Here is a 24,196-nt window from a genome sequence, read left to right as displayed (position 1 = left end):
TCTGTGGCTCGATAGTCCTGGACAAGACACACCCGGCGTCATCGGCGCCGGGTGTTTTCGTTTGCGGCTGCACGCGATAAGCGCCGCGCCGCCGGACCATTTTTGGGCACAAGCCTAAAAGCGGCGCCTTGGCGCTGGTCAATCCAAATTGCGTTAATGCTAAAGCGTTATGGCTTGTTGCCCCAATTTCCAAAGAGGACACTACCCATGAAAATCTTGCTTGCAGGCGTCGTTCTGGCCGCATTGCTGCCCGGCATCAGCCAGGCCAAAACGCTTGAATTTCCAAGCGACGCGCCGATCGCCGAAATTGCCATCCCCGACGCCTGGAACCCTGAAGAGACCGATACCGGCATCCAGGCGACCTCGGCAGACTCTGCAATCTACCTCTCGATCGACATTGCCGACGAGAAGACGACCGACAAGGTGATCGACGATGCCGTCGCCTTCCTTGAAAAGAACGGCGTCAAGATCGACGGTTCGACCCAGAAGAAGTCCGATGAGCAGATCAACGGCATGGACATGACCAATTTCGACTGGACCGGCAAGGACGACGACGGCGCCGTCAATGTCGGCCTGTCGCTGCTCTCGCCGAAAGCCGGAAAGCTGCTGGTCATCACCTATTGGGGCTCCCAGGGCACCCAGGAAGCGCATGCTTCCGAACTGCAGGGTATCATCAGCTCGCTGAAGGCTGCTGAGTAAGTGCGACAGGCGGATGCTTCTCTATGGAGCATCCGCCTGTTCCAGACGGCATCAGGCAACCGCCTGAAACGGCATCGCCTTGATCTCGGTGACATCCCGCTTCGGCGGCGTGCCGAAGGTGCGGGCATATTCGCGGCTGAACTGCGAGGCGCTTTCATAGCCCACTTCGTAGGCCGCCGTCGCAACGCTGGCGCCATCCGCCACCATCAGCCGCCGCGCTTCGAGCAGGCGCAGGTTCTTCTGGTATTGCAGCGGCGTCATCGCCGTCATCTCCTTGAAATGCTGATGGAAGGACGAAGGGCTCATGCGGGCTGCTGCCGCCAGCTGCTCGATGCGCATGGGCGTTGTGAAATTGTCGCGCAGCAGGTTGATGGCATCGGTCATCCGCCTTGCGTGGCTGCCGGGCAGTGCCAGCTTGCAGACCTCGCGGCCGTTCGGCCCCGTCAGCAGCCAGTAGCAGATCTCGCGCATGATCGCCGGATAGAGCACCGGGATCGCCTTCGGCGTCTCCGTCAGCCGCACGAGGCGCAGCACGCAATCGGCCAGCACGCCGTCGAAATCCTGTACGAACACTCCGGCCGCGCCTTCGCCGGCCGGGCGCGGCGGCTCTTCCATCGCCTCCATCACCTCGCGCAGGATCGCCACATCGAAATCGATGTTGAGGCCGATATAGGGTGCCTCCTTGCTGGCTTGCGTGATCTGCCCGAGCGCCGGCACTTCGAAGGTTACCACCAGCGACTGCATCTCGTGATAATCGAACACCCGGTCGCCGACCATGATCTGCTTGGCGCCCTGCACGACAACGCAGATCGTCGGCCGGTAGATCATGTGGCGCGGCATGACAGGCTGGCTGACGCGCGAGACGGAGAGTGCAGGGACCGGCGTCTGGAAGCGTCCCTCGGCATCGCCCGCGAGACGGTCGATATAATCGAGAATGGCATGTCTCAAGGGTGTCAGCATGGAAAGAAACTCCTTGCCTGAAGGTATGCGCCACAGAGGCGCCTCCCGCAACTGGCTTGGAGGAATAGGCAAGAAATTCGAGAGTTCCGGCATCAACAGAAAGCCGTTTCGGGCCTACCGTCAGAGCATCCCATCCAACAGAGGAATGCGAAGATGCCCAGCGAAACGCAAGTGAATTCAAAGCACAAGATCGCAATCGTCACCGGCGGCAGCCGCGGTCTCGGCCGCAATACCATCGTCAACCTGGCAAGGCGCGGCGTCGATGTGATCTTCACCTACCGTGCAAATCGGGCAGAAGCCGATGCTGCCGTTGCCGAGATCGAGGCGCTCGGCGCCAGGGCTTTCACCTTCCAGCTGGATACCGGCCGCGTAAGCGATTTCAACGCCTTCGTCGAACAGGTGAAAGAAACGTTGCAGACCCTTGGAACCGATCGTTTCGACTATCTCGTCAACAATGCCGGCAACAGCTATCACGCGCCGATATCAGAGACGACGGAGGAGGCCTTCGATGAGCTCGTCAATATCCACTTCAAGGGCGTCTATTTCCTGACGCAGAAGCTGCTGCCGCTGATGAATGACGGCGGCCGCATCATCAATATCTCCAGCGGCCTTGCCCGCTTCACCGTGCCCGGCATTTCCGCTTACGCCTCGGTGAAGGGCGCCATCGAGGTCTTCACCCGCTATCTCGCCAAGGAACTCGGCCCCCGCCGCATCACCGCCAACACGGTCGCTCCCGGCGCCGTCCAGACCGATTTCAGCGGTGGCGTCGTTCGCGACAACCCGACCTATAACAAGATGGTCTCCGATACGACGGCGCTCGGGCGCCCGGGCCTGCCCGACGATCTCGGCCCGATGATCGCCTCGCTGCTCTCTGACGACAACCGCTGGGTCAACGGCCAGCGCATCGAAGTCTCCGGCGGCGCTAATCTCTGACATCAAGGCGCGTGGCTGTGGCTAGCCACTCAGCCGCGCGCCGCCCACAGCAGCCCGCGCCGCAGGATCTCGCGCATATCTGTGTGCTCGTATTCGGCCGCGATATGGCCGAGGGCCGAGTAGAAGACGCGGCCCTGTCCGAAATGCCGCTTGAAGACGACCGGCATCACCACATTGCGCGCCGCTTCGTCGTGCTCGCCGCTGAAGGTCGTCGTCGCCAGGACTTCGACGGTCGGGTCGTAGTGCAGGTAATATTGCTCAGAGCGATAGTCGAAGTCGGGAATGCCCTCTACGATGGGATCGTTCTGCTTGGTGATGTTGACGCGGAAATCGATGATATTTCCGGGGTGCGAAACCCAGGTGACGCCGGAGACATAGCGGAAGGGCGCGCTTTCTTTGAAGGAAGTCGCCAGCGCCCCATGCGGCCCGCCGAGCCCCAGCCCACCGCGCACCGCCTCGACCAGCGCATCGGCATGCGCCTTTTCCAGCCTCTCGCCTGTAATGATGGGCACCAGCAGATCGGCTTTGGCGATATCGGGTGAGCCTAAGATGCCTAGATCGCCGGTCACCTCAGTGGAAAAGCCGTTCTTCCGCAGGATGTCGCCGACCACACCGGCGCATTCTTCCGGTTCGTGTCCCTTCCATCCGCCCCAGACGACGATTGCCTTGCGCATTCCTCCACTCCCATGCTGATTCCGCAAAATTCCAGGGCAACATAGGGCGAAGATCGTCTGATGTCAGGCCGGAGGATTGGCCCAGCCGCGCATCCATTCCTCGCGCAGCCGGTCGCCATCGCCGCGGAAGAAAGCAGCCGCGCTCTCGCAATGCTCCACACGGTCGCTGCGGAAATTGCGGATCGCCTGTCTGAGCTCGCACCAGCCGACGATATTGGCGTATTGCGAATAATAGATCAGCGCGATTGGCCGGATGATGCGCTCGGTGGCGCGGCCCAGTTCGTCGCGATAGTCGAGCGACAGTTTCTCCTCGTCGCGGATTGCCCGCCTGACCATGCCGAGATCGAAACCGGCAGGCGGCTGCGCCACCGAGCCCCACGCATAGAGCGCCTTGTTCTCCATCGCCTGCCGGAGTGGACCGGGAACGGCGCCTGATATCTTCTGGTTCACCCGCCGCGCCGCCTGTTTCAGTTCGCTGTCGCCGGTGCGGTCGAGCAGCGCGAGCGACAGCACGATCGCCTCCATCTCCTCGATCGAAAACATCAGCGGCGGCAGGTCGAAACCTGGGCGCATGATATAGCCGATGCCGCGCCCGCCCTCGATCGGCACGCGCATCGCCTGGAGGGCAGCGATATCGCGGTAGATCGACCGGACCGTCACCTCCAGCTGGTCGGCCATCGCCTGCGCCGTCATCGGCTTCCTGGAAAGCCGGAGGATCTGGATGATCTCGAAAAGCCGCGATGCCTTGCGCATTTTTGCCCGCTCGTTGAAACGCTCCTGACAATACACTGTCAGTTGCCCTTGCGTATAGCCGTTGCTTATCGGTTTGAAATCAAAAGCGGAGAGCGAAATTCTGCCGCCAAACAGCAAACGGGCAACTGACATGACATACAGCGAAAACCTCTGGCTCTATTTCACGCTTCTCTTCGGCATCATCATCGTGCCCGGCATGGACATGCTCTTCGTGCTCGCCAATTCGCTGACCGGCGGCCGGGCGCGGGGCATGGCGGCGACGGCGGGCATCATGGCGGGCGGGGCGGTGCATTCCTTATACGGCGCAATCGGCGTCGGCATTCTCGCCAGCCTGCTGCCATCGCTCTTCGCGCCGCTGCTTTTCATCGGCGCCGCCTACATGGTCTGGATCGGTTTCACGCTGATCCGCAGCTCGATCACCGTCAACGAGGTCGGCGACGGTGCCGTGCGCACCGATTGGCGCGCCTTCCGCCAGGGCGCCATTACCTGTCTGATCAATCCCAAGGCCTATCTCTTCATGCTCGCCGTCTATCCGCAATTCCTGAAGCCGGTCTACGGGCCGATCTGGGTGCAGGGCGTGATCATGGGCCTGATGACGCTCGCCACCCAGTTCGCCATCTACGGCGCCGTTGCCTTTACCGCCGACCGCAGCCGCACCCTCTTGATCGCCAATCCCGGCGTCACCATCATGGTCGGCCGCGTTGCCGGAGCACTGCTGATCATCGTTGCGGTCCTGACGGCGTGGCACGGCTGGGAAACGGAAGTACAATTCTCCGGCGCCGGCAATTGAGCTATGATCTGATTCTGGCGCGGCCCGTGCCTCCCCCCTCCGAAGGGAAAGTATCGATCATGCAGGGCATATGATCATCGAACCCACTGTCCGGGCACGACGCATAAGGAGGGAGTGCAGCCATTGCCCGCATCAGGAGGTTTATGATGAAACTGTCTGCACCTGTCTATCGCCTGAAACGAAAGGCAAAGCTCCTCTCCCGCGAGGAGAACATCCCCCTGCACGAAGCACTCGACCGGATCGCCGCCAGGGAAGGCTTTTCGGGCTGGAGCCTGTTATCCGCGCGATTGGCGGAGGCCATGCCGGCAAGCGAACTCTTCGCCCGCCTCAGCCCCGGTGATCTCGTTCTCCTCGGCGCGCGTCCCGGCCACGGCAAGACGCTGATAAGCCTGGAGCTTGCCGTCGAGGCGATGAAATCGGGCCACCGCAGTGCCTTCTTGACGCTGGAATATACGGGGAGGGACGTCCTCGACCGCTTCCGCATGATCGGTGCCGATTGGGAGCGCTACAAGGCGCTCTTCGAGTTCGATACGTCGGAGGCGATCAGTGCCGACTACATCGCCGGCCGCCTGTCATCCGCCGCGCGTGGCACGCTCGTGGTCATCGACTACCTGCAGATTCTCGACCAGCGGCGGGACAAGCCGGATCTGATGACGCAGGTGCGGACGCTGAAGGCTTTCGCGCAGGAAAGAGGCCTCATCATCGTCTTCATCTCGCAGATCGACCGCTCCTACGATCCGGCGGTGAAGCCGTGCCCTGATATGACCGATATCCGGTTGCCGAACCCGCTGGATCTCGGCCTGTTTAACAAGGCATGCTTCGTAAACAACGGGGCGATCGAGTTCCGGGCGGCTTAGCACTATCTCCCTATGTGCCCGCAGCCCCCTCATCCGCCCTGCGGGCACCTTCTCCCCTCGGGGAGAAGGTGGCGGTAGCCGGATGAGGGGGCCACCGACGCCAACGTCGCGCAATTTCGCTAGCTCCCTACCAATTTGAAATCCCTGTCATATCACCCAATTGTTACTTCGCGGCTCCGAGAAACTTGCCATCATGCGGCCGCGAATAAGAGGCGCCGGGATTCTAAGCCCTCGGTATCCAAGAGGAGTCTGCAATATGAAATTCAAAGCGATAGCGGCGGCTGTCATGGTTGCCGGAATGGCGGCCACGGCGGTCTTTGCTCAGGACGGCACGCATGAAGCGCGTGAAGCCATGATGAAGAAGATCGGCGGTTCCGTCGGCGCCATGTCGGCCATTGCCAAGGGCGAGAAGCCCTACGATGCCGAAGCCATCAAGGCGGCGCTGACCACCATTTCGGAAACCGCCAAGGCTTTCCCCGACCAGTTCAAGCCCGGCACCGAGCAGGGCGACAAGGAAGCCAGCCCGAAGATCTGGGAAAACATGGCGGACTTCAAGGCGCGCGCCGACAAGCTCAGCACCGACGCCGATACGATCCTCGCCCAGCTTCCGGCAGATTCCGCCGGTGTCGGTGGTGCGCTGAAGACCCTCGGCGCCAATTGCGGCGGCTGTCATCAGGCCTACCGCCTGAAAGAATAGCGGTAGGCCTTTCCCATCCTTGAAGCTTTCGGTCCGTTCCCGCCTTGCCGCGGGTGCGGGCCGGTTTATGTTTAGATGCAGTGATTGCGAAAAGGGGAGCGGCAGATGGTCCGCAGGTTCATCCGGTTCTTGCTCTGTCTGATCGGCGTCGCCGTTCTCGGTGGCGCCGCTTTCTATTTCATCACCGCCCCCAATCCGCTGCCCGAGAGCCACTGGGCCGGTCTCGGCGAAGCTGATATCAAGAATGGCGAAATGGTCTTCTGGGCCGGCGGCTGCGTCAGCTGTCATGCGGCACCCGGTTCGCAGGGCGATGCCAAGCTCGCGCTCGCAGGCGGCCTGGCACTGAAGAGCCCCTTCGGAACCTTCCACGTTCCCAATATCTCCCCGGATGAGAAGGCCGGTATCGGCGCCTGGACGCTGGCGCAATTCGGCAACGCCATGAAGCGCGGCGTCGGCCCGCAGGGTCAGCATCTCTATCCGTCCTTCCCTTACGGCTCCTATGCGCGCATCAGCGACAAGGATGTCGTCGACCTCTTCGGCTACATCAAGACCCTGCCGAAAAGCGAAAACGTCGCGCCGCCGCACGAACTGCCGTTCCCCTACAATATCCGCCTGGCGCTCGGCGGCTGGAAGTTCCTGTATTTCAACGATCAGCCCCGCGTCGTGCTCGCCAATGCCGACGACAAGCTGAGGCGCGGCCAATATCTCGTCGAAGGCCCCGGCCATTGCGGCGAATGCCACACCCCGCGCGACGCGCTCGGCGGCTTCAAGCCCGACATGTGGCTGGCAGGCGCCCCGAATCCCGAAGGCGAGGGACGCATCCCCAACATCACCCCCGGCGGCCAGGATATCGGCAACTGGAGCGAGGCCGACATCGCCAACTACCTCGAAACCGGCTTCACCCCCGACTTCGACTCCGCCGGCGGCTCGATGACCGAGGTCCAGCAGAACATCGCACATCTGCCGAAGAGCGACATCGAGGCGATCGCCGCCTATCTGAAGGCAGTGCCGAAGCGATAACGCTTGCAAAAAATGCTAGCACCGCTATCTTGCCACGAGATGAATGGGCGCCACAAACGGACATTGCAGTCAGTCTTTCGCGATCCGGTGTCCGGCTCGATCGTGTGGGATGACATCGAAAGCCTGTTGCTGGCTGCCGGTTGCGTCATTGTCGAAGGAAGCGGCTCGCGCGTGCGGTTCGAAAAGGACGGCAAACTGGCTTTCTTCCATCGCCCGCATCCGGAAAAGGAAGCCAAGCGCTACCAAGTGAGGGATGCCAGGCGCTTCCTGCAGTCATTGGGAGTTGAGCCATGAATGTGATGAGTTACAAGGGTTATGCTGCGCGCATCGAATTCGATGCCGAAGATGAAATCTTCTTCGGCAATATCGCCGGAATTTCCGATGTCATCGGCTTCCATGCCAACACCGTCGAAGACCTGAAAAGCGCCTTTCACGAGGCCGTCGACGACTATCTCGAGACCTGCCGCAAGATCGGCAAGGAGCCGCAGAAGAGTTTCTCCGGCAAGATGATGTTCCGCGTCGATCCGGATGTGCACGCCCGCGCCGCAAGGGCGGCCGAATTGGCAGGCAAGAGCCTGAACCAGTGGGCGGAAGAAGTGCTGGCGAGCGCAGCGGATAAGTCAGCGGCTTGATTTTGTTATTGGACGTCAAGACGTGTCTCAACTTCCCTTGTTCTCGTGACGGGCACAGGAATTAGCGCAGTGAGATAGCACGCAGCCTACATCCCCAGCTGCCTCTCAATCGCCGCCTTGTCGATCACCGACCAGACTTCACGCACCTTTTCATCCTCGAACCGGTAGAACACGTTCTCCGCAAAGGTGAGGCGCCGGCCGTTGACCGGCAATCCCATGAATATCCCAACGGGCGTGCAATCGAAGGCCAGGCGGGCGGCGATATAAGGCGGATCGGCGGCGAGCAGTTCGATGGTGAAGCGAAGGTCGGGGATTTCGCGATAGTCGTTCTCCAGCATGGCGCGATAGCCGGCCACGCCGAGCGGCCGGCCATTGTGTTGGGCATCGGGATGGACGAAGGCGTCGAGCTGCGGCCAATCCTGTGCATTCAGGCAGTCGATGTATTGGCGGTAAATCTCTTCCAGCTTGTCTTTTGTCACAGCGGTACCATTCCTTGTCTGCCGCCAACCCTCTCCGATCGAGTTAATCCGAAAGGAGTATAGCGGTTCCATATCTCTTCCGTGCGTGATGCTGCCCGGACGAGGTTGCAGGTGAATATACAGTCGCGCCATGGTTATATTTAAGTTTAAAAAGTATTATTCCATCCAGCGAGAACAAATAAATGCCGCATTGCAGCACAATTGTTTCCGTGCTGCCCGATGCTTGCCGCCTTGGCGAGATCTCATCCGTGACTGACTGAAGAACGCTCTGGTCTTCCGTAAGAAAAGGATAGTTGAATGCACGGCATATCTGTCTCCCGGAATAATGATCTTGAAGCCGTCGCCCGCAAAGGCGGCAAGCTGCGCCGCATGGCGGTGCGCATCCCGACCTATCTTGCCGATGTCAGGGAGAACCCGGCCTGGCTGCCGATGTTCCTGCTGGCGCGCACCATTCCAGGCCGCCGCGCCCATTGGCTGACGGCAAGGCGCGTCAATGACGGGGAACAGGCGCTGCCGTCGATGTTCGAGGGAGCCGATGTGGAAACTGTCGTTGCCAGCCTCAGGGGCGAGGGGCTGTTCTCGGGGCTCGTGCTGCCGGAGGGCATTCATCGGCAGATCGCGCGCTTTGCTGCGGAGACGCCGTGCTTCGGCAATTTCGATCGCCGCATGGAATTCCTGGCGCCTGAGCACCGCGATGCCGAAAAACGCTTCGGCCGCCCGCTGCTCAGCGGTCACCATTTCGAGCGGGTTCTGGATTGCGATGCCGTGCTTGCTGTCCAGCGCGATCCGCTGCTGTCGGCGGTCGCGAGGCAATATCTCGGCGCCCAGGCGCAGCTCATCACCACCCGCATCTGGTGGAGCTTCCCGACCGAAGCCAGCGAAGCCGATCGCAGCCTCGCCTCGCTCGACAAATATCACTTTGATCTCGACGACTGGCGGATGCTGAAGTTCTTCTTCTATCTCGTCGATGTCGACGAGGGCACCGGCCCGCATGTCTATGTCAGGGGCAGCCACAGAAGGCGTAGCGTCAGGCATCAGCTGACCCTGCTGGTCGGTCATCCTGCCGATGAAATCCTGGATTACTATGGCAGCGATAGCGCCGTGACGCTGACCGGCAAGGCCGGGCAGGGCTTCGTCGAGGATCCCTTCGGCTTCCACATGGGCACGGTGCCTGTCACCGCGCCCCGGCTGATGATGGAGGTCGGCTTTGGCGTCTCCAAGCCATCCCGGCGCCGCTTCCACGGCGAGCCGGTGATCCGCTGAAACGCCTGAAGGCGCTCAGGCGAGCGCCTGCATATAGCGCATGCCGGTCACCGGGCGCGCTGTGAAATCCATGTACTGGTAGAAACGATGGGCCTGGATATTGCCGGTCGCGGCGCTGACCGAAAGGTAGTCGCAGCCCGCACCCTTTGCCGTCTCGCGGGCGCGGTTGACGAGATGCTGGCCGATGCCGTGGCCGCGATGGCCGTCGCGCACGAAGAGATGGTGCAGATCCATGCCGCGCTTGCCTTCCTGGGCGCGATAGAGCGGGCAGAGGATCGCGTAGCCGATCAGGCCTTCATCGGTTTCCGCCACCAGCGCGGTGATCCACGGCACGGTGCCGAACAGGTCACTCTCCAGCTGTTCCATTGTCGATGCCGAGGCATCGCCATGGTGGATGGCAAGCAGGTTGATCATGTCGTTGAGTTCGGGCAGATCGCGCGGCTTGGCCGTGCGGATGGTCACCACCGGCGGGCGGATCAGCGAAATTTCACGGTCTTCGATTTCAATCATGGCCTTCGCGTCCTTGTGTGTTTCTGCCGTCAGGACGCTGCTGATACAACAAAGCCGCCTGACGGCGGCTTGTTGACAATATGATCTGTCGGGCCGCCCTCTAGAGGTACAGCCAAAAGTACGAGCGGTTGATGTGCGCGTTCTGGATCATGGGATGATAGATTCTCCAGAACGGAAACTTTGTCAATGGCACTTCGGGCAGCCTTTGGAGGTATGTCTCCAATTAGCAGAAGGCATAGATCAGCCCGGCGATTGCCGCGATGCAGATCACCGTCAGCGCCCCGCGCTCGATCCGCCCGCTCATCGCGGCCACCATGCGGCAAGCGATGAAAGGCTGAAGATCAAGACGACAAGCGCCATGATCGCGCACCATCCAAGGATCCGGCGGACGGCCGGTGGAGTGCGCAGCAGATAGGTTTTCAATCCGGCCGGAGGCCGCGCCATGGTCTCAGCGGACGTCACATCCGGCCGTTCGTTTACCGTATTCGCCATATGGGCGACCTCGCAATGCCGCTCAATGTCAGCCGTTGCATCCCCATGAAAGTGCGCCCGAGTGGATGCTACACCGGCAACCCTGTTCTGGCTTTTGCATTTGACATGTCAGTGAAGATAACCGCGCCCGATGCTTCGCGAACCGCAGGAGCGCGCCCGTGGATGGCCAAGGCAAGTTTGACAAAAGCTATGGATGCAAAGGTCCTCGCAACGATCCCGCGACGGATTCTCTCACCAAGTGGCCCTGATGAAAAACGAGAAGATTTTTGTTACCCGACCCAGCTTGCCGCCACTGGAAGAATTCATTCCATCGCTGGAGAAGATATGGGACAGCAAGATCCTGACGAATGGCGGGCCGTTCCACCAGGAGCTTGAAGAGCGCCTCGCGGAACATCTTGGTGTCGGGTATGTGAGCCTGTTTGCCAACGGCACGATGGCCTTGCTGACCGCGCTTCAGGCATTGCGCATCACCGGCGAGGTGATCACCACTCCGTATTCGTTCGTCGCCACCTCGCACTCGCTTCTGTGGAACGGCATCCAGCCCGTCTTCGTCGATATCGACCCTGTCACGCTCAACATCGATCCGGCACGCATCGAAGGCGCCATCACCCAGCACACGACGGCGATCATGCCGGTTCATTGCTACGGCCATCCCTGCGATGTCGATGCGATCCAGCGCATCGCCGACAACTACAATCTCAAGGTCATCTATGACGCCGCCCATGCGTTCGGCGTCAAAGACCATCGCGGCAGCGTCCTGAACTATGGCGACCTTTCCGTCGTCAGCTTCCACGCGACCAAGGTCTTCAACACGTTCGAGGGCGGCGCCATCGTCTCTCCCGACGCCAAGACCAAGGCACGGATCGACAATCTGAAGAATTTCGGCCATGTCGGCGAAGTGACGGTCGTGGCACCCGGCACGAACGGAAAGATGAGCGAATTCAATGCAGCGCTCGGCGTTCTGCAGCTGAAATATGTCGATGTCGCAATCGAGGCCCGTTCCCGGATTGATGCCGCTTATCGCGAACAGCTTGCAGGCATCAAGGGTATCCATTGCCTTGGCGCATCAACGGAAACGGTCGCCAACTATTCCTATTTCCCGGTCCTCATCCGTCCGGATTTCCCGATGTCGCGCGACGATGTCTACGACCGGCTCAAGGATCTCGGCATTCATGCGCGGCGCTATTTCTACCCGCTGATCTCAAGCTATCCGATGTATCGTAGCCTGCCATCCGCCGGCACCGGCAATCTTCCGGTTGCGACGGAAGCTGCGTCCCAGGTGCTGTGCCTGCCGATCTACCCGGATCTGGAGATGGCGACGGTGGAGAAGATCACCGATTTCCTGCGCTCGGCATAACCGCCCTTGCTTGATTAGCCTCTGTCCAGCATCGCCTTCTCATGGTCGAGAAAGGCGCGGCTGCGTGGCTTCAGGGGGCGGGCCGGATTGCCGGCATAGATCATGAATGGGTCGAGGCTCTTGTTGACGAGTGTCATCGCGCCGGCAGCGGCGCCTTCGCCGATCGTCACGCCGGGAAGAACGACCGCGCCGGTGCCGATGATTGCATGGCGGCCGATCGTCACCCCTTTGGAAATGACGTTGGTGAAATCGGCAGGAACCGTCGGGTTGGTCAGCCATTCGCCGCTATAGTCGTCGCTTCGGGCATAGATCGAAACGCGTGCCGACAATCCGCTGAAGCTCTGCATGGTAATCCGCGCGTCACCCTTGCCGCCATGCAGAGTGCAGTGGCTGGCGATGTGGATATAGTCCTGCAGCACGATCTCGCCGCTGAGAATGGAGAAGTCGTCGATCCGCACGTGATCTCCGAGGCTGATCGCCGGGGCGCCATAGATGCGGGCAAATCTGCTGACCTTGCAGTTCTTGCCGAACGCTTTCAGGCCCAGCGCATGCAGCTCGTCATGTGACAAAAAGCTATCGGTCATCGCAAATACCCCCATCCCGATCGTCAGATCCAAATTGCCGTCATGTCTAACCGATTCGACGCGTGGCCGCGGCATACCCGTGGGATTTCACATTTTTGCATGACATTCGAATCGGCTAGTGTCGAAGCTGTAGGCCATGCAGCGCCGGGCTTTTGCGGCTCGCATGCGGGTTCAAAGTGAAATTCATCATGGCTGCCGAAATCCGGTTTCGGCCTTAATTTGAGAGCGAAGTCATTCATGAAATTTGTTGCGCTTATCGGACTGATAGACGAGGCCGATTGCATCGGCACTTGCATCGACTATCACCTTGCGATCGGCTTCGACCATATTGTCGTCACCGATATCGGATCGACGGACGGCAGTATCGAGATCGTCGAGGATCGCATCGCGGCCACCTCGCGCGTCTCCCTGCTGCACGCGGGCCTCGATCTCCGCAGCACCAACTGGCCCGGACGGATGCTGGAATTTGCCGTTACCGAGCTCAAGCCCGACTATGTGGCGCATATCGATCCCGATGAATTCTGGATCCCCTATGGCGGAACGCTGGCGTCGCTGCGCGATCCCGGCCAGGCCGATGTGATGAGTGTGCGGCGTTACAATGCCGTCCAGAATGTCGATGAGGTCGTCAACGGCCGCCAGCTCGATCCGGCGCGGTTCCGCGAGCAGATCGTCTATATCGAACGCGCGCCTGTCGATGCCAACAGCCCGATCGGCACGCCGATCTATTCGGGCGCCATCGGTCCCAAGGTCATGCACCGGGGTGTCGGCGCGCAGCTTTCACTCGGCCATCACTCCGTTGCCAGCCCGCAGCTGAAGACGCAGGTTGTTCCGGAAGATCTTCTGATCCTTCATTTTCCGATCTCGAGCTATGCCAAGTTCGAGCAGAAATACCGGAATGCGGCCGCGACGCTTGCGGCAAATCCGCAAATGCACCCGACCGCCGCCTGGCATTGGCGCCGCCTGGCCAAGGCGATCGAGCACGGCACGCTTGACGAAGAATATCGCCACCAGCTCTTCAACACGGAGCAGATCGAACGCCTTTCGACATTGGGCCGGGTCGGTCCTCTGGAAGGCGTGTTCGCCCGTCGCGCATAGCTGACGCTCTGCACTGCCGGCGGCCCTGTCATCCGGGCCGCCGGTTGTGATCATCACAGGTCAGGCAATGCGCAACGCCCGCCCGCACAGCCGTCCTCTGCGTCTGCAGGCAACGTCGCCGTGACCGGAATGGGTGCCGCCAGCGCCATGGCGATCCGGGCGCCGACGGCCATGTCGTCTTCGACACCGAAGGCGTGATGCAGGATGGTGCCGTCGCGGCCGATGAGCACGGAGGAGGGCGTGCCGCGCAATCCGTAGCGGCGCATCGTCACCGGAATGTCCGACTGGCCATCCGCCAGGTCGACGCCGATCGGCGAGGTCAGGCGGTACTCGTGGATGAAGGCCTTCAGCGTCACCGGGGTCATCGCCTCGTGATGCTCGAAGACGGTGTGCAGGCCGATGACCTGCAGATCCGTGTGGCCGAAGAGCCGTTCGATGCGGCGCACCTGCGGCAGGCTTTCGGCAACGCAGCCCGGGCAGAGAAGCTGGAAGCTGTGGAGATAGATAACCCGTCCGCGCAAGCCTTCGAGGGTGAGCGGCGTTTCGGTATTGAACCATTGGCTGACGGCGAGTTCCGGCGCCTTGATGGCCGTTTCGTTCGGCATTGCTTTGATCCTTTCGTGAGCCGGCCACCCCGGCGCGGTTGCAAACGGCGCATTGAGGGGAGTAAGGCTGGGCGGCTTTCTCTTTTCCATTTGCCTGGAGAGAGGAACATGCCGGTCCGCCGATGGCAGTTGGCGGACCGGCGCCCCCGTTTATTTGGCGGGCATGACCTTGCCGGGAAGGCTGAGATTGCCCGAGGCGACCTTGAAGACATTGTCGACGCAGAGCAGCGGCGAATGCAGGTTGCCGTTGATCTTCAGTCCGGCCGTGACGCCGTCATAGGATGCGCCCGTGATGCCGCCGATCAGCGACAGCGGGATGGTGACATCGACGGTATCGCCCTTGAGCGCGGTCGGATAGTCCGGGCTGTCGATCAAAAGCGGCACGCGGGGCCAGGTGGCCGGCAGCTTCGGCTTGCTGCCTTCAGGAATGTCGCTGACCTTCAGTCCGCCGGCGCAGGCCTTGTCCTCGTTCAGCACCACCCAATGCGGATGCCAGACGGAGCGGTTCTGCTTGCCATAGGCGGCATCGTCGAAATCCGGATGGAAGGTGACGGCGAGCGCCACGATGCCCTTGTCCTTGTCGAAGCCGATATCGCCGCTGTTGAGCGAGGTCGGCCAGACATAGGCATAGACGCCGGATCCTTCGAACTTGCCCGTTGCGTGGGCTTCTCACTGCCTGCCTCGCCGCGTACGCGGGTCGAGAAGACGGCGCTATCCCCGGTGGTGGTGATCCGCGTCTCCACGATGTCGAACGCGGCCTTCACCTTGCCGTCGGGCTTTGCATCGACGGAGTGGGCTATGGCGAAATTCGGCGCAAGCGCCAGCGTTCCGGCGATCAGCGCGCCGGTCAGTATAGGCCTTAACATGGTCGTTTCCTTTTCTGTTCCTGTTTGCCTGGAGAGGTCTGCCTATCCCTTTTGAAAGGCGTCCCAGGTGGCAGCCCGGGTTGCCGGATCGGCAGTTTCATGTTCGCGGCAATCGACGCGGAAATCGCGTTGGCCGAAGGCCGCATTCACGAAGGCGCAATGATGCGGCTTGGCCGCGTCATCGTGCTGGTAGGGCCGGAAATAGCGGCAGGTGGCGCACATGCGCTGCACCGGTATCGCCTCGGCCTCCTGGAGATGCCGGATCATCTTGATGATCGACATCAGCAAATCTTCCTGTTCCTCAGCGGGCAGCGTGCGTGCCGCCGCCGCAGCCGATCCTTCGGCCGCGCTCGCCTCGGCAAGGATCGCGCGTCCCGCGGCTGTCACCGCCACGGCGGCCGCGCGCTTGTCTCCGGCCGCTGCCGCCTTTTCCGCACAGCCCTTGCGCTCCAGCGCCGCGATCGAATCCGTCGCCGTCGGCTGCGAGACGCCGAGATGGACGGCGATCTCCTTGACCCGCACCGGCTGGTCGCGCCCCGCGAGGTAATCGAGGATCGCCAGCTGCGTCGGCTTCAGGCCGGTCGCTTCGGCGCGAGTCCAGTCGTCGCTGCGCATCGCCACGGCCAGGCGCGCAAGCCCTTCGCTGATGCGATGTGAGATCGGGGTCGGGTCTAATGGCGTTTCCATGATGCTTATATATAGGAGTCCTATATAAATTCAAGATATGCCTGCGTCAGCTTGGCTCTTTCAAGAAAGCTCATTCAATGATAGGGTACCCCCCTATATTAAATCGAGAGCAGAGATGTCCCACACCCAGCACCACAAGAAAAAGCTCATCGCCCGTATCAGCCGCCTGAAGGGCCAGCTCGAGGCCGTCGAGCGGGCATTGGAGGCCGAGCGGCCCTGCGGCGATATCCTGCAGCTGCTGGCCTCGATCCGCGGCGCGCTGAACGGGCTGACCGGCGAGGTGCTGGACGATCACCTGCACGAACACGTCCTGCACGCCGCCGATGAAAAGGCGCGGGCGGAAGCTGTCGAAGAGATTTCGGAAGTGCTGCGGACCTATATCCGCTAGAGACCTGAGGACTGCGCAATGACTGCGAACACGCTTGAACATGACCACGTTTTCCTGGGCGACGATCACGACCGCAACGAACGCCGCATCTGGCTGGTGATCGCGCTCACGGGCGTCATGATGGCCGTCGAAATCGGGGCGGGGACCTATTACGGTTCGATGGCGCTGGTGGCCGACGGCTGGCACATGTCCACGCATGCCAGCGCACTGCTGATCTCGGCCTGCGCCTATCTCTACGCCCGCAGGCAGGCGCATAATCCGCGCTTCACTTTCGGCACCGGCAAACTCGGCGATCTCGCCGGCTTCGCCAGCGCCATCATCCTCGCCATCATTGCCCTGCTGATGGCCTGGGAGAGCTTTCTGCGTATCACCCATCCGGTGCCGATCAGCTTCTCGCAGGCGATAGGCGTGGCCATTGCCGGTCTCGGCGTCAATCTGGTCAGCGCCTGGCTGCTGAGAGGCGAGGGCCATCATCACGACCATGATCACGGTCACCATCACCACGGCGATCACGCCCATCATGGCCACGGTAACCACGGCGCCGACAACAATATGCGCGCCGCCTATATCCACGTCATCGCTGATGCGCTGACCTCGGTGCTTGCCATTGCCGCACTCGCGCTCGGCAGTGTCTACGGCTGGCTATGGCTCGATCCGCTGATGGGCATCGTCGGCGGTGTGATCATCGCCCAATGGTCCTTCGGCTTGATGAAATCCTCCGGTCGTGTGCTGCTCGATGCGATGGAGGAGAACGAGGATCTGCCCGGCGACATTCGAAAGCTGATCGAAACCGGCGGCGACCGCATCACCGACCTGCATGTCTGGCAGGTCGGCCCCGGCCACCATGCGGCAATCGTGGCCCTCGTCAGCCCCGATCCGCAGCCGCCGGAAATCTACAAGGCGAAGCTTCAGACGCTCGGCGAATTGTCGCATGTGACCGTCGAGGTCAGCCGAGCAAGGGTTGCCGCCTGATAACTTTATCGAGGCGGCGGGATCGCGCCACAATCGCTCCTTAATTCTGTCCTCCGGTGATTCTGCCGGAGGATTTCATGCCCATTGCCCTGTCCCGCCGGAGCCTGCTCGTCAGCTCTGCGCTTCTCTATCCCTCGCTGATGCTGGCGCCATCTGCGCGTGCCGATGACGACGATGTCGATCAGCAGCTGGCGGCACTGGAAAAGCGCACCGGCGGCCGTCTCGGTGTTTCGGTCATGGACACCGGCACCAATGTCAGCTTCACCAACCGGGAGACCGAACGGTTCCCGTTGCTCAGCACCTTCAAGGTTCTGGCCGCGGGCATGGTGCTCGCCCGGGTTGACGGCGGCGACGAAAACCTGGAGCGCCGAGTCACTTACGATCAGGACAAGCTCGTCACCTATTCGCCCGAGACGGAAAAGCATGTCGGCGCCGAAGGCATGACCGTCGGCGAGCTCTGCAAGGCGGCGATCACGCTCAGCGACAACACTGCCGGCAACCTGCTGCTCGACAGTCTCGGCGGTCCCGAGGCGCTGACCAAATGGCTGCGCTCCATCGGCGACACGTCGAGCCGTCTGGACCGCATCGAGACCGAGCTCAACGAAGCGAAGAAAGATGATCCGCGCGACACGACGACGCCGGATGCGATGCTCGATACGCTAGGCAACCTGGCGCTTGGCACGGTTCTGTCGGAGCCCTCGCGCCAACAGCTGATCGACTGGATGATCGCCAACACCACGGGCGCTGCGCGCCTGCGGGCCGGCCTGCCGGAAGAGTGGAAAGTGGGCGACAAGACCGGCACAGGCAGCAACGGCTCCGCCGCCGATATCGCCATCATCTGGCCTGAGGAAAGCGCCTCGCCAATCCTCGTCGCTGTCTATGTCGCCGAGGCGACGGCTCCGGTGTCCGAACTCAACGATGTCTTTGCCGAAGTCGCCAAGCTCGCCGCCGGCATGCTGCAATAGTAAAATAATCAAACGCCATCAAAGAGATCGGGCGGAGATGTGAATCTCCGCCCGATCTCTTTGAATCAGAATCTGAAGTCTGAAAGCGGCGCCTACTTGGTCTCGGAACCGCTCTCGGAGGCGCCCTGCGGCACGTCGGCCGCTGCCGTCTTGCCATCGTCGTCGATGCCCGTCAGCTGCTGCTTGATCGCATCGGCGATCTGCTTCTCGATCGCCGCCCGCGCATCCGGATCCATCCCCTTGAGGCTGTCCTCGCTGAGACCCATCTGGTCGAGAATGCTCTTGCGGATATTCTCCGCCGGCGTCATGTCGGCGTAATCGTGAAATTCCTGCAGCAGCGCATCGTGCTTCTGCTTGGCCTCGATATCGGCCTGGCTCTCTTCCTTGATCGTCGTATCCGGCGCGGTCTGCATCGACCACATGACGCTGGAAATCGACGGCGCCGTATAACTCGGCACCATCCCGCCACCGGTCTCCCGCCCGCTGCTTTCCACCTGCAGCGGCGCACCCTGCTGCTTGGAACGCTGGTCGCTGGAAAGATTATAGGGATTGAAAAGGCTTAGAACACTGCCACCGATTTCCATGAAAGGACTCCCTTGAATATTGCGGGAACCATCGGTGCTGAAGCCTGCGCGAAGCTGGAGATGCTTATTTAAGGTTGTGGGTTTGAGGTTGCTAGGCCGGCCCTAAAGCGCTCCCCGTCGCTGACCGGGACAAGTGGTAGGAAAACCCCGTGCCCGTGGCCCCCTCATCCGCCCTGTCGGGCACCTTCTCCCCGCCGGGGAGAAGGGAAGGTCGCCGCATTTGCCGACCTCCCCCTCTCCCCAGCGGGGAGAGGGTAGGGTGAGGGGGCTCCGGGCGCGACGGTTGCTCTACGGCAACGTATACCCGATCACATAATCCCCCGGCTTCGTCCCCACCGAGCCATGCCCACCGGCGACCATCACCACATACTGCTTGTTGTCGGATGTCGTGTAGGTCATCGGCGTTGCTTGGCCACCGGCGGGCAGGCGGGCCTGCCAGAGCTGCGCGCCGCTGGTGACGTCATAGGCGCGCAGGTAGTTATCGACTGCGGCTCCGAGGAACGCGACGCCGCCCTTGGTCATCATCGGTCCGCCGATGCCGGGAACGCCGAGCTTGAAGGGGAGCGGCAGCGGCGTCATGTCGTGGACCGTGCCGTTCTTGTGCATGTAGGCGATCTTGCCAGTGCGCAGGTCGACGCCGGCGACATAGCCCCATGGCGGCGCTTGGCAGGGGATGCCGAGCGGTCCCAGGAACGGGCCCATGAACACGCCGTAGGGCGCGCCGTCATTGCGGTTCAGGCCCTGTTCGCTGCCCTTTTCGTCCTGGCCCTTCGGCGGGATGTCGGCGGCCGGAACGAGCCTTGAGGTGAAGGCCAGATAGGTCGGCATGCCGAACAGGATCTGCCGTTCCGGGTCGACCGCGACCGAGCCCCAGTTGAACGTGCCGAAATTGCCGGGATAGACGATCGTGCCCTGCAGCGACGGCGGCGTGTAGCGGCCCTCGTATTTGTAGCGGTGGAACTCGATGCGGCAGGCCAGCTGATCGAACAGCGAGACGCCCCACATGTTCTTTTCCTGCAGCGGATCGGGCGAGAATGTGAGATCGGAGATCGGCTGTGTCGGCGCCGTCTTGTCCTCGGGGATTGCGCCACCCGGCGCCGGAATCTCCTTGAAGGGGATGATCGCCTCGCCGGTGCGCCGGTCGAGCACGTAGAGATCGCCCTGCTTGGTGGGTGCCACCAGCGCCGGTACGACCGAACCGTCAGGCTTCGTCATGTCGAACAGCACCGGCTGGGCCGGGACGTCCATGTCCCAGAGGTCGTGATGGACGAACTGCTGCACCCATTTCAGCTGCCCGCTATTGATGTCGAGCGCCACCACCGAGGAGGAGAATTTCTCAACATTGGCGCTGCGGTTCATGCCTAGCTGGTCGGGCACTTGGTTGCCGAGCGGGATATAGACCATGCCGAGGCCCTCATCGACCGAGAGCACCGACCAGCTGTTCGGCGAATTCGTCGTATAGGTCTGCCCCTCCGGTAGCGGCGTGGTGACGTCAGGATTGCCGGAATCCCAGTTCCAGAGCAGCGCGCCGGTATTGATGTCGAAGGCGCGGATGACGCCCGACTGTTCCTGCGTCGAGTAATTGTCATTCACCGCACCGCCGATGATCAGCTTGTTGCCGACGGCAACGGGCGGCGACGTTGAGTAATAATAGCCGGCCGGATTGTATTTCATGCCGGTCTGCAGATGCAGCGTGCCCTTGTCGGCAAAGCTCTCGCAGACCTTGCCGTTGCTCGCATCGAGCGCGATCAGCCGGGCATCCGAGGTCGGCAGATAGACGCGGTCAACGCAGGGCTGGCCGGCGGCGACGGCCGTGTCGTGATAATAGGTGACGCCCCTGCAGGTCTGATGCTGACGGTCGGGGTTCATGCCGGAATTGGCGTCGAACTTCCATTTCTCCTTGCCGGTCTTGGCATCGAGCGCGATCGCCCAGTTATGCGGCGTGCAGAGATAGAGCGTGTCGCCCACTTTCAGCGGCGTCACCTGATAGGTGGTCTCGCCGACATCGTCAGGCCGTTTCACATCACCCGTCTGGTAGCGCCAGACCTCCTTCAGGTCCTTGACGTTGGTGGCGTTGATCTGGGCGAGCGGCGAATAGCGCTGGCCGAACGGCGTGCGGCCATATTGATGCCATTCGCCATCGGGCACATTGCCGCCGAAAGGCGGGGCAGCGGCGACGACATCCTTCGGCAGGTCGCCCGAGAGATCGTGCGGATCGGTGGTCATCGAGTAACCGGCGACCAGGATGGCGATGATGACGGGGACGCCGAGCGGCCAGGGATTGGTGCTGTAGACGGCGCCGGTTGGGCTCTTGAAGCCGAGCGGACGGCGGATCCACGGCGTCAGCAGCCACAGACCGAGCAGGATGATCAGCCCGCCGCGCGGACCGAGCTGCCACCAGTCGAAGCCGACTTCCCAAACCGCCCAGATCAGCGCCGCGACGACGAGCGCCGCATAGACCCAGAGCGCCACAGGTTTGCGCATGAGAAGCAGCACGGCGGTGATGATGAACATCAGCCCCGCGAACAGATAGAAGATGCTACCGCCGAGGATGACGAGCCAGAGCCCGCCGCCGCCGAGCGCAAGGCCAATGAGAAGGAAGAGGATGGAGGTTATGGCAATCGCCATGAAAAATGTCTCCCGCTGAAAGCCGCGTCCGGGGACGGAGCGCGGGCAGGTTCCCGAGGGGGCTCGGGTCGAATGAGAAAGCGCTTGCGGCCCGCTCCCAGGGGCGCCGCCACAAGCATTCTCAAGCACATAGAGCGAGGCGCCTGCCTTTCAACCGCCACAATTGCCGCAGTCTGCGCAGGGCAGCCATGCGCTGGGCGGGCTTCAACACGCGACAATGTCGCATTGCGATTTCCAGATCGTGCCGCTATCAGAACCAGGCCTGAGGGCAGGGGTCACATGAAGTATATCGGCAGCAGATTCGAGCAGTGGGCGGTGCGCATTCTATGCGCCATCGCGCTCGTGTCCGTCGGCTTTGCCCATCAGGTGCCCGCCGCGGCTGCCTCGCCGTCCGGCCCCGCCGACTATTCCGCCTATGCGCTGCCGGATGGAAGCCTGCCGACGCTCTGCGTCACGGTTACCGATGAGACCGGCAAGAGCCAGCATGGCGCCGATCACAATCATGGCTGCGAGGCCTGCCGCATCAGCGCCACGGCGATGCTGCCGTCTCCGGCCGATCTGTCGGGTGCGCCGCTCGGCTATGCCGTTGCCGAAGCCACGCCGCTGCGCGCTGCCGTCTTCCACCGCGATCCGTTCCCGCCGAATACCGGGCCGAGAGCTCCGCCCACAGATCCAGCGACTGCCTGAACCCGCGCCCGGCCACCCGGCCAGGCGTGCTTCGCTTTCGGCTGCGCCCCTGACGCCAGCCTTGGATCTGGAACTGTCTCATGTCTTCAATCACCTCCACTGAGCCGGTGGAGAGCGCCGTTTCAGGCGTCTCGCTCTATCGTGCCATCTGGCGCTGGCATTTCTTCGCCGGCCTGCTCGCCGTTCCCTTCATGCTCAATCTGGCGATCACCGGTTCGCTCTATCTGTTCAAGGACGAGATCAACGATACCGTTTTCGCCTATCGCTATGACGTGACGCCCACGGGCCAGCCGCTTGCGCCGCAGGCGCTGAGCGATATCGCTGCATCAGCCGTGCCCGGATCTGTGGCAACCACCTATCGCGATCCGGCCACGCCCGAGCGCTCGGCCGTCGTCACCGTCGCCTCGGGCGATCAGTCGACGCTGGTTTTCGTCAATCCCTATGACGGCAAGGTGCTGGACAAGGTCGGCACGACGGAAGAGTTCAACACCGTCGTCAAGCACATCCATAGTCTTGCCTATTTCGGCGGCGCCGCCAACCGGCTGGTCGAGATCGCCGGCGGCTTTGCCATGGTGCTCGTTCTGACAGGCATCTATCTCTGGTGGCCGCGCCGCCAGACGGGCGGGGTGGTCAGCGTCCGCGGCACGCCTTCGCGCCGGGTCTTCTGGCGGGATCTGCATGCCGTGACCGGCGCCTTCGCCGGGCTGCTGATCTTCTTCCTGGCGGCAACCGGCATGCCCTGGTCCGGCTATTGGGGCGCCAATGTCCAGTCCTTCCTCGGCAGCCACGGCATGGGCTATCCGGCCCAGCTCTGGGACGACGTGCCGAAATCGGCGAAGGTGACCGAGGATATCCTGCCGAAGGTCGGCTGGACCGTCGAAAAAGCGCCGGTGCCACTGTCGGATATCGCTGCCGCGCAGTCAAAGCCGCCGATCGGCCTCGACCGCGCCGTCGAGATCGCCAAGGCCGCAGGCATGACGCCGGGCTTCGACATGGCGATCCCGTCGAGCGAGGCGGGCGTCTATACCGCCGCCATCTTCCCCGATGATCTCTCCCGCGAGCGCACCCTCCATATCGATCAATATTCCGGCAAGCCGCTGGTCGATATCAGCTATGGCGCCTATCCCTTCCTCGGCAAGGCGATCGAATGGGGCATCAACGTCCATCAGGGGCAGGAATGGGGCCGCTTCAACCAGTTCCTGATGCTCGCCACGTGTCTCGCGATCATCCTCTCCTGCGTCACCGCCGTCATCATGTGGTGGAAGCGCCGCCCGGCCGGCCGCGTCGGCGTGCCGCCGCAGCGCTCGGTCTATATCGGTCTTTGGGTGATCGCCGTGATCTTCGGCATCGCCTTCCCGCTGACCGGCCTCGCGATCCTTTCGATGATCGCCTTCGACCAGCTCGTCATCCGCTTCGTACCGCCGCTCCGGCGCGCCTTTTCGTGAGGGAGAGGACCATGAAATCAATCCCGATCCTGATCGCCGCCGCCATTTCGCTGGCCGCATCGCTGCCGGTTCACGCCGAAACCATGCAGATTCCCGACGGCACGAAGATGGACATGCCGATGGACCAACCGCCCTCCGGCGATCCCCGACAGCTGATCCCCGATGTGCTCAAGACCATGTTCGAAACGCCGGAAAAACCACTCGCTATCGGTCCGGTCGCGGTCCACGGCACCTGGGCGATCGCCGGCTGGCAACAGGACGGCCGCGGCGGCCGCATCCTGCTGCAGAACGGCGCGCACGGCTGGCGCCCGCTGCTCTGCAGCGGCGATGCGATCCGGGAGACGGATGAGCTTGCGAAGGCCGGAATTCCCGCCGATGTGGCAACGGCACTGGCGGCGGCACTCAAGGATGCCGAAGCCCAAGCAGACCCGAAAGCCTTGCAGGCCTTCGCCAGCTTCGAGGGAACGGTGACACTCGGCGCGGCCACTGCCTCGGCCGCTCATTCGGGCCACGAAGGTCACGGCAAGTAGCGTCGAAGGGTGCTCGACTTCCCTTCTCCCCAGTGGGGAGAAGG

At 62.1% G+C, this 24,196-nt stretch carries 30 protein-coding genes; 18 read left to right on the top strand and 12 right to left on the bottom strand.

The features are described 5' to 3' along the window. Positions 1-207 precede the first annotated feature (207 nt). Positions 208-699: a histidine kinase gene (locus J2X43_RS05545; protein WP_112389816.1), complete on the top strand. Its 492-nt coding sequence runs from the start codon at positions 208-210 to the stop codon at positions 697-699. A gap of 51 nt (positions 700-750) precedes the next feature. Here the strand turns inward: J2X43_RS05545 and J2X43_RS05540 are convergent, their stop codons facing one another. Next, positions 751-1,659 (bottom strand): AraC family transcriptional regulator, encoded by a 909-nt coding sequence (locus tag J2X43_RS05540; RefSeq protein ID WP_310291517.1) that lies wholly within the window; start codon positions 1,657-1,659, stop codon positions 751-753. Positions 1,660-1,812: 153 nt separating this feature from the next. On the opposite strand from J2X43_RS05540, the gene J2X43_RS05535 reads away from it, so the two are divergent. Beyond that, positions 1,813-2,592 (top strand): SDR family oxidoreductase, encoded by a 780-nt coding sequence (locus J2X43_RS05535; protein ID WP_310291514.1) that lies wholly within the window; start codon positions 1,813-1,815, stop codon positions 2,590-2,592. Positions 2,593-2,621: 29 nt separating this feature from the next. On the opposite strand, the gene J2X43_RS05530 is transcribed toward J2X43_RS05535, so the two are convergent. Together J2X43_RS05530 and J2X43_RS05525 are read right to left on the bottom strand one after the other, a co-directional pair. After that, the gene (locus tag J2X43_RS05530) at positions 2,622-3,266 is read right to left on the bottom strand and encodes a ThuA domain-containing protein (protein ID WP_310291512.1); all 645 of its coding nucleotides are present in this window, start codon (positions 3,264-3,266) and stop codon (positions 2,622-2,624) included. A 63-nt stretch (positions 3,267-3,329) separates the two neighbouring features. Next, a complete protein-coding gene (locus J2X43_RS05525; RefSeq protein ID WP_310291509.1) occupies positions 3,330-4,019 on the bottom strand; it encodes a YafY family protein in 690 nt (229 codons plus the stop codon). Between the two features lie 130 nt (positions 4,020-4,149). Between J2X43_RS05525 and J2X43_RS05520 the strand changes: the two genes are divergently transcribed. The 6 genes from J2X43_RS05520 to J2X43_RS05495 all read left to right on the top strand — a co-directional run bounded on the left by J2X43_RS05520 (position 4,150) and on the right by J2X43_RS05495 (position 8,015). Next, a complete protein-coding gene (locus J2X43_RS05520) occupies positions 4,150-4,809 on the top strand; it encodes a LysE family translocator (protein WP_112389821.1) in 660 nt (219 codons plus the stop codon). 146 nt (positions 4,810-4,955) lie between these two features. Further along, positions 4,956-5,666 carry a DNA helicase gene (locus J2X43_RS05515; RefSeq protein WP_310291505.1) on the top strand — a complete coding sequence of 237 codons (711 nt, stop codon included), beginning with the start codon at positions 4,956-4,958 and terminating at the stop codon, positions 5,664-5,666. Between the two features lie 256 nt (positions 5,667-5,922). After that, complete coding sequence (locus J2X43_RS05510; protein ID WP_112517260.1) at positions 5,923-6,363, top strand: cytochrome c; 441 nt, start codon at positions 5,923-5,925, stop codon at positions 6,361-6,363. 105 nt (positions 6,364-6,468) lie between these two features. Then, the gene (locus J2X43_RS05505) at positions 6,469-7,383 is read left to right on the top strand and encodes a cytochrome c (RefSeq protein WP_310291501.1); all 915 of its coding nucleotides are present in this window, start codon (positions 6,469-6,471) and stop codon (positions 7,381-7,383) included. Positions 7,384-7,422: 39 nt separating this feature from the next. After that, positions 7,423-7,677, top strand: a complete 255-nt coding sequence (locus J2X43_RS05500) for a type II toxin-antitoxin system HicA family toxin (protein WP_112517258.1) — start codon at positions 7,423-7,425, stop codon at positions 7,675-7,677. Then, positions 7,674-8,015 (top strand): type II toxin-antitoxin system HicB family antitoxin, encoded by a 342-nt coding sequence (locus J2X43_RS05495; protein WP_112389826.1) that lies wholly within the window; start codon positions 7,674-7,676, stop codon positions 8,013-8,015. Before J2X43_RS05500 ends, J2X43_RS05495 begins: the two co-directional genes overlap by 4 nt. Positions 8,016-8,101: 86 nt before the next feature. On the opposite strand, the gene J2X43_RS05490 is transcribed toward J2X43_RS05495, so the two are convergent. Continuing rightward, positions 8,102-8,494, bottom strand: coding sequence for an ester cyclase (locus tag J2X43_RS05490; protein WP_310291493.1), 393 nt, complete (start codon positions 8,492-8,494; stop codon positions 8,102-8,104). Positions 8,495-8,791: 297 nt separating this feature from the next. Between J2X43_RS05490 and J2X43_RS05485 the strand changes: the two genes are divergently transcribed. Next, a complete protein-coding gene (locus J2X43_RS05485; protein WP_310291490.1) occupies positions 8,792-9,757 on the top strand; it encodes a phytanoyl-CoA dioxygenase family protein in 966 nt (321 codons plus the stop codon). A 15-nt stretch (positions 9,758-9,772) separates the two neighbouring features. On the opposite strand, the gene J2X43_RS05480 is transcribed toward J2X43_RS05485, so the two are convergent. Further along, complete coding sequence (locus J2X43_RS05480; RefSeq protein WP_310291487.1) at positions 9,773-10,267, bottom strand: GNAT family N-acetyltransferase; 495 nt, start codon at positions 10,265-10,267, stop codon at positions 9,773-9,775. A gap of 223 nt (positions 10,268-10,490) precedes the next feature. Further along, positions 10,491-10,640 carry a hypothetical protein gene (locus tag J2X43_RS05475; protein WP_162698658.1) on the bottom strand — a complete coding sequence of 50 codons (150 nt, stop codon included), beginning with the start codon at positions 10,638-10,640 and terminating at the stop codon, positions 10,491-10,493. 366 nt (positions 10,641-11,006) lie between these two features. On the opposite strand from J2X43_RS05475, the gene J2X43_RS05470 reads away from it, so the two are divergent. Continuing rightward, positions 11,007-12,116, top strand: coding sequence for a DegT/DnrJ/EryC1/StrS aminotransferase family protein (locus J2X43_RS05470; protein WP_112389830.1), 1,110 nt, complete (start codon positions 11,007-11,009; stop codon positions 12,114-12,116). Between the two features lie 14 nt (positions 12,117-12,130). Here J2X43_RS05470 and J2X43_RS05465 read toward each other — a convergent pair whose 3' ends face one another. Beyond that, a complete protein-coding gene (locus J2X43_RS05465; RefSeq protein WP_310291483.1) occupies positions 12,131-12,700 on the bottom strand; it encodes an acyltransferase in 570 nt (189 codons plus the stop codon). Positions 12,701-12,937: 237 nt separating this feature from the next. On the opposite strand from J2X43_RS05465, the gene J2X43_RS05460 reads away from it, so the two are divergent. Continuing rightward, positions 12,938-13,795, top strand: coding sequence for a glycosyltransferase family 2 protein (locus J2X43_RS05460; protein ID WP_310291480.1), 858 nt, complete (start codon positions 12,938-12,940; stop codon positions 13,793-13,795). Between the two features lie 53 nt (positions 13,796-13,848). Here the strand turns inward: J2X43_RS05460 and J2X43_RS05455 are convergent, their stop codons facing one another. Further along, entirely contained in the window at positions 13,849-14,400 is a 552-nt protein-coding gene (locus J2X43_RS05455) for a redoxin family protein (RefSeq protein ID WP_310291477.1), read from the bottom strand. A gap of 150 nt (positions 14,401-14,550) precedes the next feature. After that, positions 14,551-14,964, bottom strand: coding sequence for a hypothetical protein (locus J2X43_RS05450; RefSeq protein ID WP_310291476.1), 414 nt, complete (start codon positions 14,962-14,964; stop codon positions 14,551-14,553). On the opposite strand from J2X43_RS05450, the gene J2X43_RS05445 reads away from it, so the two are divergent. Then, a complete protein-coding gene (locus J2X43_RS05445; RefSeq protein WP_310291473.1) occupies positions 14,941-15,321 on the top strand; it encodes a hypothetical protein in 381 nt (126 codons plus the stop codon). The genes J2X43_RS05450 and J2X43_RS05445 overlap by 24 nt on opposite strands. Here the strand turns inward: J2X43_RS05445 and J2X43_RS05440 are convergent. Next, positions 15,309-15,953 (bottom strand): helix-turn-helix domain-containing protein, encoded by a 645-nt coding sequence (locus tag J2X43_RS05440; protein WP_310291470.1) that lies wholly within the window; start codon positions 15,951-15,953, stop codon positions 15,309-15,311. The two genes, J2X43_RS05445 and J2X43_RS05440, sit on opposite strands and share 13 nt — an antisense overlap. Positions 15,954-16,068: 115 nt before the next feature. Between J2X43_RS05440 and dmeR the strand changes: the two genes are divergently transcribed. The 3 genes from dmeR to bla all read left to right on the top strand — a co-directional run bounded on the left by dmeR (position 16,069) and on the right by bla (position 18,278). Further along, a complete protein-coding gene (dmeR, locus tag J2X43_RS05435) occupies positions 16,069-16,341 on the top strand; it encodes a Ni(II)/Co(II)-sensing transcriptional repressor DmeR (protein WP_310291468.1) in 273 nt (90 codons plus the stop codon). Between the two features lie 18 nt (positions 16,342-16,359). Next, positions 16,360-17,313: a CDF family Co(II)/Ni(II) efflux transporter DmeF gene (gene dmeF / locus J2X43_RS05430; protein ID WP_310291466.1), complete on the top strand. Its 954-nt coding sequence runs from the start codon at positions 16,360-16,362 to the stop codon at positions 17,311-17,313. Between the two features lie 77 nt (positions 17,314-17,390). Continuing rightward, on the top strand, positions 17,391-18,278 hold the full coding sequence (gene bla / locus J2X43_RS05425) for a class A beta-lactamase (RefSeq protein WP_310291463.1): 888 nt from the start codon (positions 17,391-17,393) through the stop codon (positions 18,276-18,278). Between the two features lie 92 nt (positions 18,279-18,370). Here bla and J2X43_RS05420 read toward each other — a convergent pair whose 3' ends face one another. Both J2X43_RS05420 and J2X43_RS05415 read right to left on the bottom strand, forming a co-directional pair. After that, the gene (locus J2X43_RS05420; RefSeq protein WP_310291460.1) at positions 18,371-18,862 is read right to left on the bottom strand and encodes a hypothetical protein; all 492 of its coding nucleotides are present in this window, start codon (positions 18,860-18,862) and stop codon (positions 18,371-18,373) included. 288 nt (positions 18,863-19,150) lie between these two features. After that, positions 19,151-21,490 (bottom strand): glucose/quinate/shikimate family membrane-bound PQQ-dependent dehydrogenase, encoded by a 2,340-nt coding sequence (locus tag J2X43_RS05415; protein ID WP_310291458.1) that lies wholly within the window; start codon positions 21,488-21,490, stop codon positions 19,151-19,153. Between the two features lie 279 nt (positions 21,491-21,769). Between J2X43_RS05415 and J2X43_RS05410 the strand changes: the two genes are divergently transcribed. The 3 genes from J2X43_RS05410 (at position 21,770) to J2X43_RS05400 (ending at position 24,152) form a co-directional block, all read left to right on the top strand. Further along, the gene (locus J2X43_RS05410; RefSeq protein ID WP_310291456.1) at positions 21,770-22,177 is read left to right on the top strand and encodes a hypothetical protein; all 408 of its coding nucleotides are present in this window, start codon (positions 21,770-21,772) and stop codon (positions 22,175-22,177) included. 80 nt (positions 22,178-22,257) lie between these two features. Beyond that, the gene (locus J2X43_RS05405) at positions 22,258-23,622 is read left to right on the top strand and encodes a PepSY domain-containing protein (RefSeq protein WP_310291453.1); all 1,365 of its coding nucleotides are present in this window, start codon (positions 22,258-22,260) and stop codon (positions 23,620-23,622) included. An 11-nt stretch (positions 23,623-23,633) separates the two neighbouring features. Then, a complete protein-coding gene (locus J2X43_RS05400) occupies positions 23,634-24,152 on the top strand; it encodes a copper uptake system-associated protein (protein ID WP_310291450.1) in 519 nt (172 codons plus the stop codon). Positions 24,153-24,196: the final 44 nt, after the last annotated feature.

This window comes from Rhizobium sp. BE258 (assembly GCF_031457345.1).
Classification (GTDB): Bacteria; Pseudomonadota; Alphaproteobacteria; order Rhizobiales; family Rhizobiaceae; genus Rhizobium.
Note: the sequence above shows the minus strand (reverse complement) of the source record. Positions and strands in the feature narration are given on the sequence as shown.

Excerpts from the sequence above, each read along its gene's own strand:
- J2X43_RS05455 (WP_310291477.1), bottom strand. The coding sequence starts at position 14,400 with ATGCCGAACGAAACGGCCATCAAGGCGCCGGAACTCGCCGTCAGCCAA.
- J2X43_RS05460 (WP_310291480.1), top strand. The coding sequence starts at position 12,938 with ATGAAATTTGTTGCGCTTATCGGACTGATAGACGAGGCCGATTGCATC.
- bla (WP_310291463.1), top strand. The coding sequence starts at position 17,391 with ATGCCCATTGCCCTGTCCCGCCGGAGCCTGCTCGTCAGCTCTGCGCTT.
- J2X43_RS05420 (WP_310291460.1), bottom strand. The coding sequence starts at position 18,862 with ATGGAAATCGGTGGCAGTGTTCTAAGCCTTTTCAATCCCTATAATCTT.
- J2X43_RS05470 (WP_112389830.1), top strand. The coding sequence starts at position 11,007 with ATGAAAAACGAGAAGATTTTTGTTACCCGACCCAGCTTGCCGCCACTG.
- J2X43_RS05480 (WP_310291487.1), bottom strand. The coding sequence starts at position 10,267 with ATGATTGAAATCGAAGACCGTGAAATTTCGCTGATCCGCCCGCCGGTG.
- J2X43_RS05540 (WP_310291517.1), bottom strand. The coding sequence starts at position 1,659 with ATGCTGACACCCTTGAGACATGCCATTCTCGATTATATCGACCGTCTC.
- J2X43_RS05525 (WP_310291509.1), bottom strand. The coding sequence starts at position 4,019 with ATGCGCAAGGCATCGCGGCTTTTCGAGATCATCCAGATCCTCCGGCTT.
- J2X43_RS05530 (WP_310291512.1), bottom strand. The coding sequence starts at position 3,266 with ATGCGCAAGGCAATCGTCGTCTGGGGCGGATGGAAGGGACACGAACCG.
- J2X43_RS05445 (WP_310291473.1), top strand. The coding sequence starts at position 14,941 with ATGGAAGGTGACGGCGAGCGCCACGATGCCCTTGTCCTTGTCGAAGCC.
- J2X43_RS05465 (WP_310291483.1), bottom strand. The coding sequence starts at position 12,700 with ATGACCGATAGCTTTTTGTCACATGACGAGCTGCATGCGCTGGGCCTG.
- J2X43_RS05400 (WP_310291450.1), top strand. The coding sequence starts at position 23,634 with ATGAAATCAATCCCGATCCTGATCGCCGCCGCCATTTCGCTGGCCGCA.
- J2X43_RS05415 (WP_310291458.1), bottom strand. The coding sequence starts at position 21,490 with ATGGCGATTGCCATAACCTCCATCCTCTTCCTTCTCATTGGCCTTGCG.
- J2X43_RS05410 (WP_310291456.1), top strand. The coding sequence starts at position 21,770 with ATGAAGTATATCGGCAGCAGATTCGAGCAGTGGGCGGTGCGCATTCTA.
- J2X43_RS05515 (WP_310291505.1), top strand. The coding sequence starts at position 4,956 with ATGAAACTGTCTGCACCTGTCTATCGCCTGAAACGAAAGGCAAAGCTC.
- J2X43_RS05495 (WP_112389826.1), top strand. The coding sequence starts at position 7,674 with ATGAATGTGATGAGTTACAAGGGTTATGCTGCGCGCATCGAATTCGAT.
- J2X43_RS05505 (WP_310291501.1), top strand. The coding sequence starts at position 6,469 with ATGGTCCGCAGGTTCATCCGGTTCTTGCTCTGTCTGATCGGCGTCGCC.
- J2X43_RS05500 (WP_112517258.1), top strand. The coding sequence starts at position 7,423 with ATGAATGGGCGCCACAAACGGACATTGCAGTCAGTCTTTCGCGATCCG.
- J2X43_RS05475 (WP_162698658.1), bottom strand. The coding sequence starts at position 10,640 with ATGGTGCGCGATCATGGCGCTTGTCGTCTTGATCTTCAGCCTTTCATC.
- J2X43_RS05405 (WP_310291453.1), top strand. The coding sequence starts at position 22,258 with ATGTCTTCAATCACCTCCACTGAGCCGGTGGAGAGCGCCGTTTCAGGC.
- dmeF (WP_310291466.1), top strand. The coding sequence starts at position 16,360 with ATGACTGCGAACACGCTTGAACATGACCACGTTTTCCTGGGCGACGAT.
- J2X43_RS05440 (WP_310291470.1), bottom strand. The coding sequence starts at position 15,953 with ATGGAAACGCCATTAGACCCGACCCCGATCTCACATCGCATCAGCGAA.
- J2X43_RS05545 (WP_112389816.1), top strand. The coding sequence starts at position 208 with ATGAAAATCTTGCTTGCAGGCGTCGTTCTGGCCGCATTGCTGCCCGGC.
- J2X43_RS05485 (WP_310291490.1), top strand. The coding sequence starts at position 8,792 with ATGCACGGCATATCTGTCTCCCGGAATAATGATCTTGAAGCCGTCGCC.
- dmeR (WP_310291468.1), top strand. The coding sequence starts at position 16,069 with ATGTCCCACACCCAGCACCACAAGAAAAAGCTCATCGCCCGTATCAGC.
- J2X43_RS05510 (WP_112517260.1), top strand. The coding sequence starts at position 5,923 with ATGAAATTCAAAGCGATAGCGGCGGCTGTCATGGTTGCCGGAATGGCG.
- J2X43_RS05520 (WP_112389821.1), top strand. The coding sequence starts at position 4,150 with ATGACATACAGCGAAAACCTCTGGCTCTATTTCACGCTTCTCTTCGGC.
- J2X43_RS05535 (WP_310291514.1), top strand. The coding sequence starts at position 1,813 with ATGCCCAGCGAAACGCAAGTGAATTCAAAGCACAAGATCGCAATCGTC.